Annotated in this window: 14 protein-coding genes; 11 read left to right on the top strand and 3 right to left on the bottom strand. The window is 52.4% G+C overall.

Annotated features, from left to right (window positions below; all coding sequences use genetic code 11):
- Positions 1–20 precede the first annotated feature (20 nt).
- The 7 genes from U5L07_09365 to U5L07_09335 all read left to right on the top strand — a co-directional run bounded on the left by U5L07_09365 (position 21) and on the right by U5L07_09335 (position 5,915).
- Positions 21–1,655 (top strand): glycosyltransferase family 2 protein, encoded by a 1,635-nt coding sequence (locus U5L07_09365; protein ID MDZ7831944.1) that lies wholly within the window; start codon positions 21–23, stop codon positions 1,653–1,655.
- Between the two features lie 10 nt (positions 1,656–1,665).
- A complete protein-coding gene (locus U5L07_09360) occupies positions 1,666–2,703 on the top strand; it encodes a glycosyl hydrolase (GenBank protein ID MDZ7831943.1) in 1,038 nt (345 codons plus the stop codon).
- Positions 2,700–2,936 (top strand): hypothetical protein, encoded by a 237-nt coding sequence (locus tag U5L07_09355; GenBank protein ID MDZ7831942.1) that lies wholly within the window; start codon positions 2,700–2,702, stop codon positions 2,934–2,936. The genes U5L07_09360 and U5L07_09355 overlap by 4 nt, the downstream gene beginning before the upstream one ends.
- Positions 2,926–3,120, top strand: a complete 195-nt coding sequence (locus U5L07_09350) for a ferritin family protein (GenBank protein MDZ7831941.1) — start codon at positions 2,926–2,928, stop codon at positions 3,118–3,120. The genes U5L07_09355 and U5L07_09350 overlap by 11 nt, the downstream gene beginning before the upstream one ends.
- A 52-nt stretch (positions 3,121–3,172) precedes the next feature.
- Positions 3,173–4,183 (top strand): transposase, encoded by a 1,011-nt coding sequence (locus tag U5L07_09345; GenBank protein MDZ7831940.1) that lies wholly within the window; start codon positions 3,173–3,175, stop codon positions 4,181–4,183.
- 17 nt (positions 4,184–4,200) lie between these two features.
- The gene (locus tag U5L07_09340) at positions 4,201–5,541 is read left to right on the top strand and encodes an FAD-dependent oxidoreductase (GenBank protein ID MDZ7831939.1); all 1,341 of its coding nucleotides are present in this window, start codon (positions 4,201–4,203) and stop codon (positions 5,539–5,541) included.
- 161 nt (positions 5,542–5,702) lie between these two features.
- Positions 5,703–5,915, top strand: a complete 213-nt coding sequence (locus U5L07_09335; GenBank protein MDZ7831938.1) for a hypothetical protein — start codon at positions 5,703–5,705, stop codon at positions 5,913–5,915.
- A 20-nt stretch (positions 5,916–5,935) separates the two neighbouring features.
- Here U5L07_09335 and U5L07_09330 read toward each other — a convergent pair whose 3' ends face one another.
- From U5L07_09330 to U5L07_09320, 3 genes are all read right to left on the bottom strand, one after another.
- Positions 5,936–7,039 (bottom strand): hemolysin family protein, encoded by a 1,104-nt coding sequence (locus tag U5L07_09330; protein ID MDZ7831937.1) that lies wholly within the window; start codon positions 7,037–7,039, stop codon positions 5,936–5,938.
- 10 nt (positions 7,040–7,049) lie between these two features.
- The gene (locus U5L07_09325; GenBank protein MDZ7831936.1) at positions 7,050–10,109 is read right to left on the bottom strand and encodes a hypothetical protein; all 3,060 of its coding nucleotides are present in this window, start codon (positions 10,107–10,109) and stop codon (positions 7,050–7,052) included.
- A gap of 384 nt (positions 10,110–10,493) precedes the next feature.
- Positions 10,494–11,003, bottom strand: a complete 510-nt coding sequence (locus tag U5L07_09320) for a hypothetical protein (GenBank protein ID MDZ7831935.1) — start codon at positions 11,001–11,003, stop codon at positions 10,494–10,496.
- 184 nt (positions 11,004–11,187) lie between these two features.
- On the opposite strand from U5L07_09320, the gene U5L07_09315 reads away from it, so the two are divergent.
- The 4 genes from U5L07_09315 to U5L07_09300 all read left to right on the top strand — a co-directional run bounded on the left by U5L07_09315 (position 11,188) and on the right by U5L07_09300 (position 17,889).
- Positions 11,188–11,691, top strand: coding sequence for a peptidylprolyl isomerase (locus U5L07_09315; protein ID MDZ7831934.1), 504 nt, complete (start codon positions 11,188–11,190; stop codon positions 11,689–11,691).
- 312 nt (positions 11,692–12,003) lie between these two features.
- Positions 12,004–12,792, top strand: a complete 789-nt coding sequence (gene pcaD, locus U5L07_09310; protein ID MDZ7831933.1) for a 3-oxoadipate enol-lactonase — start codon at positions 12,004–12,006, stop codon at positions 12,790–12,792.
- 91 nt (positions 12,793–12,883) lie between these two features.
- Positions 12,884–14,791, top strand: coding sequence for a propionyl-CoA synthetase (locus U5L07_09305; GenBank protein ID MDZ7831932.1), 1,908 nt, complete (start codon positions 12,884–12,886; stop codon positions 14,789–14,791).
- A gap of 341 nt (positions 14,792–15,132) precedes the next feature.
- On the top strand, positions 15,133–17,889 hold the full coding sequence (locus U5L07_09300) for a PAS domain S-box protein (protein ID MDZ7831931.1): 2,757 nt from the start codon (positions 15,133–15,135) through the stop codon (positions 17,887–17,889).
- Positions 17,890–17,907: the final 18 nt, after the last annotated feature.

The raw sequence follows: 17,907 nt of genomic DNA, 5'->3' as shown, positions 1-17,907 counted from the left end.
GATTTGAGAATCTTAGGACCATGACAAAACATACACCCTCAAAAATGGGGACCCGATTTGCACTTATCCTGCCGGCCTTGTGCATACTGCTCGCTATCCTGTATTTGATGGTCCGGACCGTCCTGTTTATCATTCTGGATTATGCGTGGCATGAAAAGGCTGTGGCCGTTTTGCTGCTGTTTGCGGAGACCTTTATTATCTTTCATGGGGTTGGCTATTTTCTGGAAATCTATCATATCTTAATCCATAAAAGCAAATTTGTTCGCTCCGAAGAGAGTGTGCCCCCCCTTGAGACCTATCCGCCTGTGGCCGTTATTGTGTCATCTTACAATGAACCACTGGAAGTGGTGGAGGCGACAGTCCTCTCTTTTTACAACCTCACCTATTCCAATAAGCACATCTATTTTTTAGATGACACCCGTTACGATCTGCCCGGCCAGGATACAGAAGCCATGCAGGCTTACCGCCGATCCATCGATGAGATGTGCCAGCGGATCGGTGTGAATCTGTTTCGCCGTCAATGGCATGGTGCCAAGGCGGGCATGGTTAATGATTTTCTGGACTTTATAGAAGGGCAGGAACGTGAAGGATTTGAGTTCTATCCCTTCGCCAGCCAAAAACGGGAAGACAAGGAAAAGTATATCGTGCTGTTTGATGCCGATCAGAATCCCTTGCCCGGTTTTTTGGAGCCACTGGTTTCCACATTGGAGGCTAACTCGGATTTGGCGTTTATTCAGACCCCGCAATATTACACCAATTTTGAATCCAACCGCATTGCCAAAGCATCCGGTTTACAGCAGGCTGTCTTTTATGAATATATATGTGAGGGAAAGAGCCTGAAAGACGCCATGTTTTGCTGTGGGACCAATGTTATCTTCCGGCGCAAGGCCTTGATGGATGTGGGGGGATTTGACGAAAATTCGGTGACCGAGGATTTTGCCACGTCCCTGAAGTTCCATCTCAAGGGCTGGCGGTCGGCCTATATGAACCAGGTGCTGGCATTCGGCATGGGCCCGGCAGATCTCGGGGGGTATTTTAAACAGCAGTTCAGGTGGGCACTGGGAACTGTGGGGTTATTTCGAAAGGTGATAGGATTTTGCCTGCGGCATCCCAGGCAAATGGCAGCTGTGCAATGGTGGGAATACATCCTCTCCAGTACGCACTACTTTATCGGGCTGGTTTTTCTGATTTTGGTTGCCTGTCCGCTACTGTATCTCTTTTTGAATGTGCCGAGTTATTTTGCCAACGCTGAAATATATGCCCTTTTTTTTATTCCCTATTTTGTGCTTACTGTTACCATTTTTTACTGGACCCTGAGGCAGCGTCAATACGCCTTTAAAGATTTGATCCAGGGTCAGTTACTGATGGCCATTACCTTCCCGGTCTACATCAAGGCGGCCGTATTTGGACTTCTCGGGGTCAAAGGCAAGTTCGACATCACACCAAAAGGGGAAGGTATGGCACTGCCGCTCAGGGCCTTGTGGGTGCAGGTTTTTATGGTCGTAATTACTTTTTCGGCCGTGGTGTGGGGGATGAACCGACTGATATATGAACGGGAACCCATGGCCGCCCTCATTGTCAATATGCTGTGGTGCCTGTATCACTTTTTGATACTCTCCTCAGTATTCTATTTTAACACGCCGGATAAGAAATGAGAGAAGGCTATTGAAGGGTCTGTATTTTTTTGTGGTAATTTGTATGGTTTTTCTATTGCCTGTCTCGTTATGGGGAAAATCCCAGTGCCGTACCCCTGGACCTCCTATTTTTGGTATGGCCCTGGATGGGTACCCTATAACTCAGAAACGACTTTTACAGGTTCAGCAGACGATAGGCCTATCCCCGGGTGTCGTGCTCTTTTTTTTGCAGTGGCCATCCCTGGCAAGCCAAAGAGACGCTCATTTTCCAGGGGAAAGTCTAAACGCCATATGGCAGGCAGGTGCCATACCCTGCCTGACTTGGGAACCCATGTATTATAAGGACGGACAGGAAATCATGGTGCCCTATGAGGAGATTATAAATGGCGCTTATGACCCCTACATCGAGGCATTTGCCCGTCAGGCAGCCCTGTGGCCAAACCCCTTTATGCTGCGATTCGCCCATGAAATGAACATCCGTCGGTATCACTGGGGAACGCTTTCGGAGCAGTATGGTCCGAAAAGCCCCAAGATCTATCAGAAGATGTTCCGATACGTGGTAAAAAAATTCCGTCAGGCCGGTGCCCTAAATGTGCGATGGGTGTTTTGCCCCAACGCGGAATCCTTGCCCAGCCCTATTTTTGCCTCCAGCGCCCCTTGGAACTGTATAGAAAACTACTATCCGGGTGATCGATATGTGGACATATTTGGCATAGATGGGTACAACTGGGGTAACAGCCAAACCAAGGAAGAGCATGGCTGGGACAGTCAATGGAATGACTTCAAGACGATTTTTTCGAAAGCGTTTGCTGCACTGAGAGAGATTAACCCTGAAAAGCCAATCTTCATTTTTGAAACCGCCTGCGTTCGTCAGGGGGGAGACAGAGAGGTATGGATCAAACAGGCCTTTGAAATATTGAAATCATGGCAAATCGAGGGGCTCATCTGGTTTCAAGTTGATAAGAATCAGGACTGGCGTCTCACTGCCGATAAGGATGCCGCAATCCTGGATTTCATCAGGATGCATACATCTTATCCCCAGCAATGGATTAAGGAGCAGACCCCATGACCCGAGAGGAACTGCTAAACCACCTTCAGGAAGCCTTGAAGACCGAAGAAAGCGCCGTTACCATCCATTCCAGGCATCTGTCCGCAATCATCACGAGGAGCGGCCTGTCCGAAGCGGCTGTTTCAGATATCAAGGAAACCCTGGGGAGGCTGATCCAGGAAAATAAAAAACATAAGAATGTGATTAACTCTGTTATACAGCAAATCCAGGGAGAATCCTTAGATGTTTACTAAAGAGGATCTCAGAGCCTACTTCGACCAACTTCAGAGGCTCGAAGACCAGATGTATGAGACCTATCGTAATATGCATGATCAGATATCCCATCCCAAATATAAGCGGGTGTTGGCGCAGCTGATGCGTGATGAAAAGGATCACTCTGAAATGATCGAGGCGTTAAAAGCCCATTTTGCGGAGTAAGGGGTCAAATCTTTATTCTTGACAAATACCGAGAAACGAATCATACAGAGATATGGCCAGACAGCTTCGCATCCAGTATCCCGGCGCTTATTATCATGTCACGTCACGCGGCAACGGGGGCCAGGATATTTACAAAGACTACAGGGATTATGATCGGTTTTTAAACATCCTGTCTGAATCGATCGATATCTTCAACGTATCATTGCTCGCCTATGCCTGCATGACCAATCACTTTCACCTGTTTCTGACCACACCGGAGGCGAATCTGGCCGAATTCATGCGCCATTTCAATATTACCTATACGTCTGCATTTAATCGCCGTCACAACCGCGCCGGCCATCTGTATCAGGGACGCTACAAATCCTTGCTCGTGGATGCGGACCATTATTTAAAGGAAGTGTCCCGTTATATTCATCTAAATCCGGTGCGAATAAAAAAACACGCCCGCAAATCCGTTGAAGAAAAAATCAGGTTGCTTGACCAACACAGGTACAGCAGTTTCGGGGGCTACGTTCGTTTAAAAAAGAGAGTTGATTTTATCAACTACCAGAAGATTCTGGATTGTTTCGGCGGAGATACATCACAAGGAAGAAAAAGATACCGGCGGTTTGTTTACAATGGACTTACCGGAGACTTGGAAGGGGTTTCGGATTTGGTAAACAAAATGGGAATCATCGGCGATTCGGATTTTGTGGAACATATCCGGCAAACCTATCTGGAAAAGGATGCCGGGCAATCTCACAGGGAACAACCCCAGTTAAAAGTTGCCAGAACTTATTGGATGCCGGAAGATCTGATCAAAAATGTTTCTCAAATTCTCGGAAAAGAGGAAGATGAAATCTGCCGGCGGGGTAAAAACGCAAAGGATCGCGCCATGTTAATGGAGCTTTTATACCGGTTTTGCGATATCACCCAGGCTGAGGTGGGAAGGCTTGTCGGTGGAATTGACTACAGCGCTGTGAGCGTCGCCCGGAAGCGGTTACGCCTCAGCATGGAATCGGATGCCGCTTTAAAGCAACAATTTGAGGAAATAGCCGACAAATTATCAAGATTAAAGATTTGACCCCATTCGGAGGCAAAATGCTGATCATCGGCGCAAGCGATGCCGGCATCAGCGCGGCCCTGCGGATCAAGGAGATCGATCCGGAAGCCGAAGTGACGGTGATGGCAGCCGACGCCTATCCCAACTTCAGCATCTGCGGGCTGCCGTTTTATTTGAGCGGCGAAGTGGCGGATTGGCAAAGCCTGGCCCATCGCAGCCGTGAGGAAATCGAAGAAAACGGCATCGGTTTGCTGCTCAATCACCGGGCACTATCAATTGATTTAAAAGCCCGCCAGGTGCACGTGCAATCCGTAGACGGCAAAACCCGGGAAATCGGCTATGACAAGCTGCTGATCGCCACCGGCGCCGAATCGGTCATACCGCCGATTGAGGGGGTCAACACCGACGGCGTCTTTTTTCTGCGCTGGATGGCCGACAGCTTTGCGGTCAAGCGGTTCATGGACCAAAAAAACCCGCGGCGGGCGGTCATTATCGGCGGCGGCTACATCGGCCTGGAAATGGCCGATGCCCTGACCCGCAAAGGCCTGGCCGTCACCCTTATGGAAGCCGCCCCGGAAATCCTGACCACACTGTCACCGGATCTGGCAGGTCAAATCCGGGCCGGACTTGTATCCAACGGGGTGCAGGTGATTACCGGGCAGGCCGTGTCGCGTATTTTTCGTGACCAAAACGCCCTTTCGGTGCAGACTGCCGCGGGGCATGTCGAAACAACCGACATGGTCCTGGTGGCTGCCGGGGCAAAACCCGCGGCCGGCCTGGCGCAAAGCGCCGGCATTGAAACCGGGATCGGCGGCGCAATCCGGGTCGACCGGACCATGGCCACGCAAGCGGCCGATATCTGGGCGGCCGGCGATTGTGCCGAAACCTTCCATCGCATCCTGCAGGCAAACGTGTATCTGCCGCTGGGCACCACGGCCCACAAACAGGGCCGGGTCGCCGGCGAAAACATGCTGGGCGGCAACTGTGAATTCCAGGGCAGCCTCGGGACCCAGGCGGTCAAAGTGTTTGACCGGATCGCCGCCCGCACCGGCCTGAAAGCCGGCGAAGCGGCCGAAGCCGGGTTTGATCCGTTGACCGCATTGCTTTGCTGCGACGATCACAAGGCCTATTACCCCGGCGCCCAAAAGCTGCACATCCGCATCACCGGTGACCGCAACACGGGCCGCCTGCTCGGGGCGCAAATGGTGGGGCATCGGAAATCCGAGGTCGCCAAGCGCATCGACATATTCGCCGCCGCGCTTTATCACGGCATGGCCGTAAGCGAAATCCCCGCCCTGGATCTGTCCTATACCCCGCCGCTGTCCAGCCCCTGGGACCCGGTGCAAATGGCGGCCATGCAATGGCTGAGGACTGTATAAACTTCCCAACCGGCCAATTCCCCTTATCGGAACAAGCGCTGGACAGGGGCAACATTTGCCATTATATTGGAATCAAATATCAAATAACGTTGATCAGCGACTTGTGAATAAGGCAGAGTACAAACCGTTTCAAACATGAATGCATGAAAGGAGGCATGATTATGGCAGACAAAACCACTCCCCAGCATTGCCCGGGATTCCAGCAGTTTAAAAATTTAAGCGCATTTACCTGCAAATGCCCGGAATGCGGCGCGGAAAATGAAATTTTTTCCGATGAATTCGATAAACCGCATAAGTGTCAATCCTGCGACAAACCCATGGATTTTACCCAGTGCGCCATCGAAGGTTCAGGCGGCAGCAAAGAGCCCAGATAGGATTAAAAAAGGTATATCAGTCACTGATCTGAGGGACCGGAGCCGGAAGTTTTTTGGGGTTCATCCCCTGCTTCGGATTCAGCCTCTGAAATCAGGCCCAAAGACCGGGCCCGCTGGTACCACTGATTACGCGCCCATTTTCGCATATTGGCAATCTTGTCGGTTTCATCAAGAATCTCGGAGCCGATCAAAGTTTCCAGAATATCCTCCAGGGTCACCAGACCAGCGGCCCTGCCGTACTCGTCAACCACCAGAGCGATATGCTCCCGCCGGTCAAGGAGCTTCTCAAACAAGCGAAACAGGCTCACCATTTCCGGTACCACCAGGATTTCACGGCCGAACTCGTGCAACTGTCTCTCGTTTTCATCCCGGGCCAGGGCGAGCAGCAGATCATTTTTAAGAACATAATGGCGGATCACCTGGTTCTCCCGGCTCTGCAGCGGTATCCGGGACACCCGGATATCCGGATGCTCGTCAAATACCTCGCCCATTTTCATGTCCTCGGGCAGGACAAACATCACCCGCCGGGGGGTCATGACATCCTTGGCCTGCAGTGAGCCGAAGCGCATGAGATTTTTTAAGATCAAAGACTCTTTTTTAACAAAAAGCCCCTCCGCAAGCCCCATATCGGCCAGGGCACTGATTTCCTCCCGGCTGATGGCATTTATTTTCTGCTCCGAGGACAACCCCCGGGTAATCAGCTGCGACATGAGTACCAGGGGATAGAGCAGAAAAATCAAAAACCGGGCCATCATGACCGTAAACGGTGTCAATTGCTGCCAGTAGTGCGCCCCCAATGTTTTGGGAATGATCTCCGAGAGGACCAGGATTAAAAGCGTTAGCACCGCTGAGGTAAGGCCCACATAGCCGCCGAATACCACCATGGCCTGGGCGCCCACGCCGGCCGCGCCCACGGTATGGGCGATGGTGTTTAAGCTCAGGATTGCGGCCAGCGGCCGGTCGATATCGGTTTTAAGCTTGCGCAGCCGGCCGCCCATCCGGGGCGATTTTTCCGCGTAAGCCGCCGCAAAACTGGGCGTTACCGACAGCAACACGGACTCCATGATGGAACAGAGAAAAGAGACACCCAATGCCAGAAACAGATAAAAAATCAGTAAATACATAGGCTACAACTTATGCACAAACGCGGTAGTCTTCAAAGGCGGCATTTAATTTATCAATGGCTTTCAAGTATTCCCCGGAGCTGGAGAGATAAAAGGCCAGTGGCTTTGAAAAATGCCTTCCGACGATGCCGTCGATAAACATCTGGCTGATCTCCCGCTCCATCCGAAGAATCGACTGGGCCTTGATCAACACGCAGCGTTCATCCGGGGCCATATCCCAAAGCATATCCCGGAACGCGGTCCGGGCCCGGGGCTGATACATCCAGAAATACAAGAGATCCAGGGCATTAATGATTAAAATTTTGATCAGATCCCGGGCGTTTTCATCCGCTGACTGATACCATTCCATGGGCCGGTCGAGCAAATTATAGACATCATCTTCGGGAAAAATCATCTCCAGCCGGGCATAGACATCCAGGAACTGATTGAGCTTCTGCCGGTAATCGCTGATGCGGTTCTGAATGTTTTTACTCCGGTCCACCGTGCCTTCAATAACCCCGGCCACGCAGTCAGAGGCAAACTTGGATATCACCGCCGCCCAGGTCTGCAGAATGGCATTGACGCCCGCTACGCCGGCCAAACCGAGAATACCGCCCAGCGCGGCATTAAATCCGAAGGCCACAGGAATTGACAGGATGCTCCTGAAAAAATTCCAAATGGCCGCTTCTTTCGGAAGTCCCCGGAACATATTGTGGCTGGAGAGGTAAATGCCGTTGGCTATGGCCATGATAGCATAGAGCGTTGCCGGAGAGGTGGACGTGGTAATCGCAAACCCCTGGTCCAGCACAATGGTTTTTACCAGATAGTCGAGCAGGGGGACGGAGAACCCGGTAAACAGGAGCGAATCCGCCAGCCGATCCCAGCTTATGAAATCATTCCAGCGAAGCAGCGAGGATCGACGGATCCCGCCGCCGCCCATGACAGACTGCACGATATTTCGCAGCCCGGTAATGGCAAACCAGATCACCGCCCCGAAATACATCAATATCCACCACTCGTGGGTCCATAAAAAGGTCAGGAATGCGGGTATAAACCCGATGCCCACCTTGAGGAAATTTTTCAGCGTGGACTGGATATAGCGCCAGGAGCGGGGAAGTTCGTGTTCTTCTTTTTTCGGCGGCGACAGAGACAGACGGTTGGTCGGGCGCGTCTGGACGCCGCCCAGGGTGACGATGTTGCCCTTGCCCGCCGGCACCATCTGAGAGGCGTTCACCATGGCCATCCAGTTCTTCCGCTTCTCGCGGCCCAGATAGCGCAGGCCGGGTATCCACCGAAGACCCTTTAACAGGGAATTCAAAGCGCCCCTTGTTTCCTGATGGTTTATGTATGAAACCTGCAGGGCGGTATCCACATGAAAGGGAAGGATCAACCGGGGCAGCTCTTTTCTGCCAAACACCTCCCTTCTGGCGCGGCGCGGCAAGGAATCCATCACCGCCAGTCCCATGCCGTAATGCCGGGGCGAATACCCGGTGGAGTCACTTCCCATGCGGGGTTTTAGTTCTTTTATTTTGTACATGGTTTTAAAGGATTCCGTATTGGCCAGAATCTTTCTGAACTTCCGGACCCGCTCGCGGCTCACCGCATCATCCTGCTCCTCCAGGCGATCAATCATCTCCAGGATGATGCGCTTTAATTTGATGACATTGCCGCTGTTAATGCAGCGCTGCAAATCATGGATGGCCGGTATGTGTCTGACTTTACCGTCCGCATAGTCTTTCAGGTTAAAAATCTCAAGCCGCGTGATCATGCCCTGGCAATCATAGAGAAGCTCCAGTACATCCTCGGGCTCAACATTCGTTAAGTTGAGAGTTATCCGGTAGCCCAGATGGAACTGGGCAAGATGCCTGATCAATTCCGCGGGAGAGTGCTGCATTAAAGCGGGGGGCTCACCGATATCCGCCCGCTTGATATCCGGCACCTCCGGATTTTGATCCGCCTTAAGATATTTGTCATGGATGGCCTGAAGATCCAGCTGATCCATTTCATCGACCAATGCGGCCATGCGCTGCTGTTCGGCGGCGTCTGCATTCGGATACCGGCGGCGCAGGGCCTCTGCTTTTGCCGACATCAGGGGCAGCAGCTTGGCATGGATAAATTTGGCCAGATGCAGAAGACTTGCCTGCCCGATGCCCACAAAGGACAGAAACTCGCCCACATCCAGGGCCGGCAGATGGAGGTCAAACTTGTCATTAATGCTATGCCGGTGCTTTCGGTTGAACTGGTCCAGTATGGCCAGCACGTAATTGCGCTGGTAGTCGGAAACCTCGCCGCCGTCATTCATCAGGTTATCAACCGCGTTGCGGGAAAGAAAGCGGATAAAATCATCCGCATCCGCAAACCCGCGGGGGACCCAGATTAACTGGACATAACGGCCGTGAAACGAGACGGAAAACTCGATGCCGATGCGCACCAGAATCCCCATGATATCGGCCGCCTCAATTAATTCCTCGGCGGTTTCCGGCCGGATAAAATTGTAATAGATGACCCGAAGCCGGCGGATTCCTTTGATCCAGGCATCCATGATCAAATGGGTGGCGGATTTTCTGCCTTTGGTGCTGGCATCGTGGACATGATCGTCAAAAGCGAGCTGATTCCATTCCTCGGGCATTTCCAGCAAATGGTATTTATTCAAATACCCCCGGACAATCCGGGATTTTCCCGAGGCCGCGACCCGGAAATCATGGGCCAGCTGAAGCTGGCGGGCGTAATTGCCGTGCGCCCGCACCAGCTCTTTCATAATTTCGATCAGCACCCGCGCGGTGTTAATCTGCAATTCCCGGTTATCACTGCACATCACCTCATCGCGCAGCGCGCGAAGGGCGCAGAGCCGATTTTCCACCTCCCCGCCTTCCAGGGATTCCAGCAGATGGATCACGGCATAGGCGATCCGAAGCCCTCTGGATTCGGCCATCTCTTTGATCCCCCGGGGATGAAGATAGTGGAAAAACCGCCGCTGTGCATGCAGATGGGAGATGTCTCCGGCAAGCATTTCATTGACGATCTCAAGCAGGCCATGGTCCCGCTGGTCAAAAAAGAGGCTGAATCTCGATTGCTTCTGGTCTTCGGTCAAAGCTGGTCTCCTGAAACCTTGTATTCTCACTCTCTATTATCAGGTATACCAGAGAGTTGTCCATGCTTTTTACCGGAATCGAGTCAAGATTGGAATCCTGGCCTGCAATTAACCTCGGCTATCGGGTAAAGAAAAGGGGGGAAAAGACGAATATCAGGTTTCAGTGTTCAGTGCTCAGGTTTCTGAGGAACTTCATCGTACTCAGTTCCGCGCAAGCGGGACGGTTCTCGTACTCGTAATCGTACTCGAAAAAATTAAAAGCCGATTACGAGCACGAGTACGCGTACGAGTACGAATCAGGGCGGATAAGCGACAGCGGATCCGCCGAATGTTTCGAGTTCACAGTTCAAGGTTTAAAAGACTCAGCGCCTTTGGCAAATGCCTCTAGTCGCCCTGCCGGGCCTCGATTTCATTCAACTTAATACGGGCTGCATCGTTTTCCGGATTTTTCCGGATTTCAACGACCAGTTCATCCACCGCTTTTTGCACCATGCCCTGCCGGTAATATTCCATGGCCTGGTGATAGTGTGCGCCAACTTGCTGCTCTTCTACATCCCGTTTGTTTGAAGCCTTGATTAAAAGCTCATGCGCCGGCTGGTTGCCTTCATCCAAAAATACGGCCTTCTGCAGATAGGCCACCGCGGTTTCGATCTCACCGGCCTTGTAATACAGCGCCCCCACCTTGTAAGCTTCGGTGGAGAGCTCAGCCAGTTCGGCTTCCAGCCGCTGGCGCGCCTCCTCCCGCATTTTGACCGCATGCTCATCGAGCTTGATGATTTCATCCGCCATACCCGATTGATCCACATGCACGTTCATATGCACCTCATCGCCCCAGGCGGAAAAGGGAAACATAAGCGCAAGCGCTGTCAGGATGATAAAAAAAGGATATTTCATAGACCCTCCTTAGATTTCGATGTAGCCGATATATGCATAGTATAGGCCAAAAAACCGCCAAGTCAAGGAATGCGGGCTGTGCCTTGATGTGTCACCGAGGCTTGGGCAATCGATTGTTTGACATTTTAAAAATTATACATAAATTTATGGGACAATTTTTGAATTTCATAAAAAGGAGAGAACCATGCAGAAAGTCGAAAACGGAAAGTTTGTCACCGTCGAATACAAAGGCATGATGGAAAACGGCGAAGTCTTTGATTCCACTGAGAACCGGGATCCTATGGAGCTTCAGGTCGGGGCCGGCCAAATCATCAAAGGCTTCGAGGAAGCCCTGATCGGTATGGAACTTAACGAGAAAAAAGAGTTCACCGTGCCGCCAACGGAAGGCTATGGCACCCGTGATGAAAACAATATCCACACCTTTTCCCGTGAGGAAGTGCCGGCAGAAATGAATCCCCAGGTTGGCGAAATTATCGGGCTGCAGACGCCGGACGGCCAGCAGATCCCCGCGCAGGTGGCCAAATTTGATGAAAATGAACTGGTTGTGGATTTAAACCATCCTCTGGCGGATCAGACCCTCAGCTTTGAAGTTGAGGTCGTGGACATCAATGAGACCCCGACCCAAATGCCCCAGGGCTGCGATACCAGCGGATGCGGCGGCGACTGCTCTTCGTCGGGATGCTGCTGATCATCCAAACTTCCCTGGCACGCCGGATGGGGCCAAAAACCATCTGCTAACCGCCACTCAAACAAGGGTTCCCTGGCCGGAGATATGAATAAAAGGCCGGGGAACCTTTAAACACATCCCGATATTTACCTTGTTCAGGGCCGGCTCCGATATTTTTCCCTATGGGATGCCCCCGCCCTTTCCTCCCCCATCGTAAAATTTTTTTATAATCATAACAAAACGTTGTTTACAGTCCAAAAATTGATTTTTGCGCTGCCTTTAGCCAGGGTTATATTTTAAATAATATCTAATATACCCGCTTAAGGAGGCGCGATGCAGGCCAAACTTCACGATATCACGGTCAATTATGAAATTGACGGCCCTGAGAATGCCCCGGTCATTGCTTGCAGCCATTGTCTGGCAGGAAATTCCGACATATGGGATGCGCAGGTCATCGCACTGCGCGAAAAATATCGAATTGTCCGGTTTGATACGCGCGGCCACGGCAAGTCCTCAGCACCGGAAGGTCCCTATTCCATGGAAATGCTCGCCAATGATGTGGTTGATCTCTTTGATGAAATCGGTATCCGGACGGCCCATTTTTTGGGTATTTCCATGGGCGGCATGATTGCCCAGACTCTGGCCCTCAAGCATCCGGAATGCATTTCCAGCCTGATCCTCTGTGATACGGCCTGCGGCATCCCGGAAGCCATGCACCCGGTATGGGACGAGCGCATCGAAACTGTCAGACAGCAGGGCATGTCTGCCGTGGCGGATGCCACCCTGGACCGCTGGCTGAGCCCGGATTTTCAGGCCCATTGCCCGGCGACCACCGAAAAAATCCGGGAAATGATTTTAAGAACCCCGGTTGCCGGGTTTATCGGATGCGCCCATGCCATCAAAAACTTTGATGTGACCCCTCGCCTGCCCAAAATTTCCATTCCCACGCTGATCATGGTGGGGGAAAATGATCCGGGAACGCCTGTTGACATCGCCCGCCAAATCCGGGAAAATATTAACGGGGCTGAACTGGCGGTTCTTCCCCATGCCTATCACCTGTCAAACATCGAGGCGGCTGATGATTTTAACAAACGACTCACCAGCTTTCTGGCAAAACTATAATGCCGTTTGCCTTTTGATCAACCCGGTCCGGGTTTTTCTCGGTTGCCTGCCTTTATACATTAATCAAACAACCCGATTAAAGGAGTAAAACATGAGCACCCCCTATGATGCGGTCTATCAAAGATCCCTCAAAAATCCCGAGGAATTCTGGGCGGAGGTGGCCCAAGACTGCCACTGGTTTAAGAAATGGGAGCGGGTGCTGGATGACTCCCGAAAACCCCTGTATCAATGGTTTACCGGGGGCGAGTTAAATACCTGCTATAACGCTTTGGATTTCCATGTGGACGACCGGGGCCGGGGCGACCGGATCGCGCTCATCTACGACAGTCCGGTGACAGAAACCGTCAAAAAATATACATATGCCGCACTTCGGGATGAGGTTGCCCGATTTGCCGGTGTACTGGCTGATCAGGGCGTCACCAGGGGCGACCGGGTGATTATCTATATGCCCATGATTCCCGAAGCCTTGATCGCCATGCTGGCCTGCGCCCGCATCGGGGCCATTCATTCGGTGGTGTTCGGCGGGTTTGCCGCCCGGGAACTGGCCACCCGCATTGATGATGCCATGCCAAAAGCCATCGTATCTGCCTCCTGCGGGATTGAAGGGGCGCGCACCATTCCGTATAAACCCCTTTTGGACGAGGCCATCGACCGGGCGGCCGTCAAACCTGAAACCTGCATCATCTACCAGCGGCCCCAAATAACAGCGGATTTAAAACCCGGGCGGGACAAGGACTGGGAGACCGCCATGGCGTCAGCCAGCCCGGCCGACTGCGTCCATGTGGCAGCCACCGATCCCCTATACATCCTCTATACCTCAGGCACCACCGGCCAGCCCAAGGGCGTGGTAAGAGATAACGGCGGGCACATGGTGGCCCTTAAGTGGACCATGAAGGCCATCTACGATATTGATGAGGATGATGTCTGGTGGGCGGCCTCTGACGTGGGCTGGGTCGTGGGACACTCCTACATCGTCTATGCCCCGCTCTTTAAAGGCTGCACCACCATACTGTTTGAGGGAAAACCGGTCGGCACACCGGATGCCGGGGCTTTCTGGCGGATCATTTCAGAGCACAACGTCAAGTGCATGTTCACAGCCCCGACAGCCTACAGGGCCATCAAGCGGGAAGACCCGAACGCCGAACTGTTGAAGCATTATGATCTTTCCCATTTTAAAATCCTTTTTCTCGCCGGCGAGCGCTCGGATCCGGCCACTATCCAGTGGTCTGAAAAGCATCTCGGTGTGCCGGTCATTGACCACTGGTGGCAGACGGAAACCGGCTGGGCCATTGCCGCCAACTGTATGGGCCTGCATCCGTTTCCGGTTAAATACGGATCCCCCACTAAGGCCGTGCCCGGCTGGGATGTCCGCGTGCTGGATCCGAACAATGAGGAAATGCCCGCCGGCCAGATCGGGGCCCTCTCTGTTAAACTTCCCCTGCCGCCCGGGGCGCTGCCCACCCTGTGGCAGAATGACGAACGGTTTATCGAGACCTATTTGAATGACTACCCGGGATATTACAAAACCGCGGATGCCGGAATGATCGATGAAGACGGGTATATCTACGTGATGTCCCGCACAGATGATATCATTAACGTGGCCGGCCACAGGCTCTCCACCGGCGCCATGGAGGAGGTTCTGGCGGCGCATCCGGATGTGGCCGAATGCGCGGTTTTAGGGGTCGAAGACTCGCTTAAGGGCCAGATGCCGGTGGGCCTGTTGGTCTTAAACGCCGGAGTCGAGCGGGATCCGGAGGAAATCATCGCGGAAATTGTTAAAAGCGTGAGAGAGCAGATCGGGCCGGTAGCCGCCTTTAAAATGGCCACGGTGGTCAAGCGCCTGCCCAAAACCCGATCCGGGAAAATCCTGCGGGGCACAATTCAGAAAATCGCGGACAACCAGGAATTTAAAATACCTGCCACCATTGATGACCCGGTTATACTGGAGGAGATTGAAAACGCCCTGGAACGTATCGGTCTGGCCCAGGGCCGGGAATGAGCAGTCGTACCGACTTTAAGGCATTTGGCGGATGCACTATCGCTTATCCGCCCTACTGATTCGTACTGAGGCACGGTAAATTTGTTCTATCTATCTTTCAGGCGGGCACGGTGCCCCGCCCTACGAATGGGAAAAACCCGATTCATCGTAGGGTCGGCCACCGTGCCGACCATAAATTCTTGATTTCATTAACCTAATACCTAATACCCAAAACCGAATACCCATGAAGTTACTTAGAAGAGGGCGGGCATGCGGGGTTTTCAATTGACATTCGGCATAATTAATGCAATCAATTGAGTAAATTACTAACATTTCAGGCCGATTGACAACTCCGCAATAACATGACTTTTAGAAATAAACTGACAACTGATTCATCCAGAATTCTTGTTTTCGGTGATACCGAACGCTGCGAATCCGATATCATTCCCGTTTTAAAAAATATAGGCTATGCCGTTCACCATGCGGATGCATCCGGGCAGATCGATCTCAGCGGATTTGAAAAAGACCCCCCTGACCTGCTGCTGTTTGAGCTGAAGGCCGAAGCATTTGCCCAAGACTTAGACCGATCAGCCCGTATCCGCGAACAAATCGATTGCCCGGTAATCTTTTTCTGCGATGCCGGGCAGGCCGCTGAAATCCCGTCAGAAAAAATGTCCATCCCCCAGGGGTATCTGGAAATCCCGCTTTCCGAAAAACAAGCCCGGCAAATGCTTGACATGACCCTTTATGCGGCCCGGCTGAAAAAAAATTGCCGAATCGCGGAAAATGCCCGCCAAGAAGCGGCATCGCACTACCGTCTGCTGGCCGACAACTTAGAGGACGTGATATTCAAGCTGGATATGGATCTCAATTACACCTATGTCAGCCCCTCAATCAAAAGAATGCGCGGCTATGCACCTGAAGAGGTGATCGGCCGCTCATTCCGGGAGATGGCTACACCCGATTCGGTAAAAAGGGCCGAAGCTGTGGTGGCAGAGGAAATGGCCCTGACAAAATCCGGGGCCGCCGACCCCCACCGCATTCATTCAATCGAAGCTGAAGTTTATCGCAAGGACGGCTCGACGATCTGGGCGGAAGCAAAATTTTCCTTTATCCGGGATGAAAACAATCAACCCATCGGGGTTATCGGCGTAAACCGCGATATTACCGAGCGCAAACAGATCGTTTCCCGCCTGATGGAGAGCGAGGAAAAATTCCGAACCCTGGCTGAGGCCTGCCCCTTTGCCATCATGATCTACCAGAATGACTTCTGGGTGTATGTTAACCCCGCGGCTGAAGCGATTTCCGGATACCCGGCCGATGAGCTCTACCAGATGCGCTTCTGGGAAATTGTCCATCCGGACTACCAATCCCTCGTCAGAAACCGCGGCAGCAAACGGCAGTCCGGGCAGAACGCCCCGCCAGCCTATGATTTCAAAATCATTCACAAATCCGGTAGGGAAGTCTGGGTTTCCCTTTCCGGCAGCAGCCTGATGTATCAGGGCCAGCCGGCGGGGCTCATCACAGTGATCGATATTACCGAGCGTAAACTGGCCGAAGAGGCGCTTCGAAAAAGCGAAGAGAAATACCGCGCGGTGCTTGAAAATATCGAGGATGGTTACTACGAGGTCGATCTGGCCGGCAATTTCAATTTTTTCAATGATTTTGTCTGCCGCATCTCCGGCCGCCGGCCGGATGAAATAATGGGCATGAATTACCGGGAATATACGGATGCCCAAAACGCCAAAAGATTATTCCATACCTTTCACCAGGTTTATAAAAGCGGCATACCCTCCAAAGCATTTGATCTGGAAATCATCCCCAAGGCAGGGAATAAACGAAACGTAGAGATTTCGGCTTCTTTAATCAAAAACGAGGCGGATGAGCCCGTTGGTTTCCGGGGCATCATACGGGATATAACCGAACGTAAGGAAACAGAGGCTCACCAGGCAAGGCTTGAGGCCCAGCTCCAGCAGGCCCAGAAAATGGAGGCCATCGGCACCCTGGCCGGGGGGATAGCCCATGATTTCAACAATATTCTACAGGCTATCAATGGCTATACCCAGCTCCTGCTGATGCAGAAAACGCCGGATGACCCGGATTACAGCAAATTGACCCAGCTTAAAAATTCCGGCGAGCGGGCGGCCAATCTGGTGGAGCAGCTCTTGACCTTCAGCCGCAAAATGGAAGGCCAGCGCCGGCATGTATCATTAAACCAGGAAATTCAGGTGGTGGAAAAACTGTTAAAACAGACCACGCCCAAAATGATCGAGCGCCGGACCGACTTAGATGAGTCCCTCTGGCCGGTTTATGCCGATCCGGTGCATATTGAACAAATCCTCTTAAACCTGGGCAGCAATGCGGCGGATGCCATGCCCGAGGGCGGCACCCTGAGCTTTGAGACCCGTAATATCATATTAGAAGAAAACCCGGATGAAGTGCCGGGCGCAGCGCCCGGCCCCTATGTCCGGCTCACGGTATCCGATACAGGCTGCGGTATGGATGCCGGAACGGTGCAACAGATTTTTGATCCGTTTTTCACTACCAAGGAGGTGGGTAAAGGCACCGGCCTTGGCCTTGCCTCGGTTTACGGCATCGTCAAAAGCCACGGGGGGCACATATTATGCGACAGCCGGGTCAATCAGGGCACAACTTTTAAAATCTATCTGCCCGCTGCATCAGAACCGGTCCCTGAGCCAGAAACCGAACAGAAATCGGCCATGCCCGAAGGCGGCGCCGAAACCCTCCTGATCGTGGATGATGAACTGCCGGTGCGGGAGGCGGCAACCGAAATCCTTCATTATTTCGGATATCAGATCCTTTGCGCCGAAAACGCGGAACAGGCCATTGACATGTACCGGGAAAATCTAAATCAGGTATCTCTGGTGATCTTGGATCTCAGCATGCCGGGCATGGGCGGCAATCAATGCTTACGGGAACTACTGACCTTAAACCCAAACGCCAAAGTGATTATCTCCAGCGGGTATGCGGCCAACGGCCTGGCCAAAGAGGCACTGGCATCCGGCGCCCGCGGTTTCATCGGAAAACCCTATCAGGCAGCAGATATCGCCCGCAAGGTGAGAGCTGTGTTAGATGAACAAGCGGATCTTGACTCATAAAAATCTGTACAAACGGTT

The organism is Desulfobacterales bacterium, from assembly GCA_034520365.1.
Lineage (GTDB): Bacteria > Desulfobacterota > Desulfobacteria > Desulfobacterales > Desulfosalsimonadaceae > M55B175.
This window is presented reverse-complemented; position numbering and strand designations above follow the sequence as displayed.

Bases quoted from the DNA above. Each gene is read 5' to 3' on its own strand.
- U5L07_09300 (MDZ7831931.1), top strand. From the start codon at position 15,133: ATGACTTTTAGAAATAAACTGACAACTGATTCATCCAGAATTCTTGTT.
- U5L07_09330 (MDZ7831937.1), bottom strand. From the start codon at position 7,039: ATGTATTTACTGATTTTTTATCTGTTTCTGGCATTGGGTGTCTCTTTT.
- pcaD (MDZ7831933.1), top strand. From the start codon at position 12,004: ATGCAGGCCAAACTTCACGATATCACGGTCAATTATGAAATTGACGGC.
- U5L07_09340 (MDZ7831939.1), top strand. From the start codon at position 4,201: ATGCTGATCATCGGCGCAAGCGATGCCGGCATCAGCGCGGCCCTGCGG.
- U5L07_09315 (MDZ7831934.1), top strand. From the start codon at position 11,188: ATGCAGAAAGTCGAAAACGGAAAGTTTGTCACCGTCGAATACAAAGGC.
- U5L07_09345 (MDZ7831940.1), top strand. From the start codon at position 3,173: ATGGCCAGACAGCTTCGCATCCAGTATCCCGGCGCTTATTATCATGTC.
- U5L07_09365 (MDZ7831944.1), top strand. From the start codon at position 21: ATGACAAAACATACACCCTCAAAAATGGGGACCCGATTTGCACTTATC.
- U5L07_09305 (MDZ7831932.1), top strand. From the start codon at position 12,884: ATGAGCACCCCCTATGATGCGGTCTATCAAAGATCCCTCAAAAATCCC.
- U5L07_09355 (MDZ7831942.1), top strand. From the start codon at position 2,700: ATGACCCGAGAGGAACTGCTAAACCACCTTCAGGAAGCCTTGAAGACC.
- U5L07_09350 (MDZ7831941.1), top strand. From the start codon at position 2,926: ATGTTTACTAAAGAGGATCTCAGAGCCTACTTCGACCAACTTCAGAGG.
- U5L07_09320 (MDZ7831935.1), bottom strand. From the start codon at position 11,003: ATGAAATATCCTTTTTTTATCATCCTGACAGCGCTTGCGCTTATGTTT.
- U5L07_09335 (MDZ7831938.1), top strand. From the start codon at position 5,703: ATGGCAGACAAAACCACTCCCCAGCATTGCCCGGGATTCCAGCAGTTT.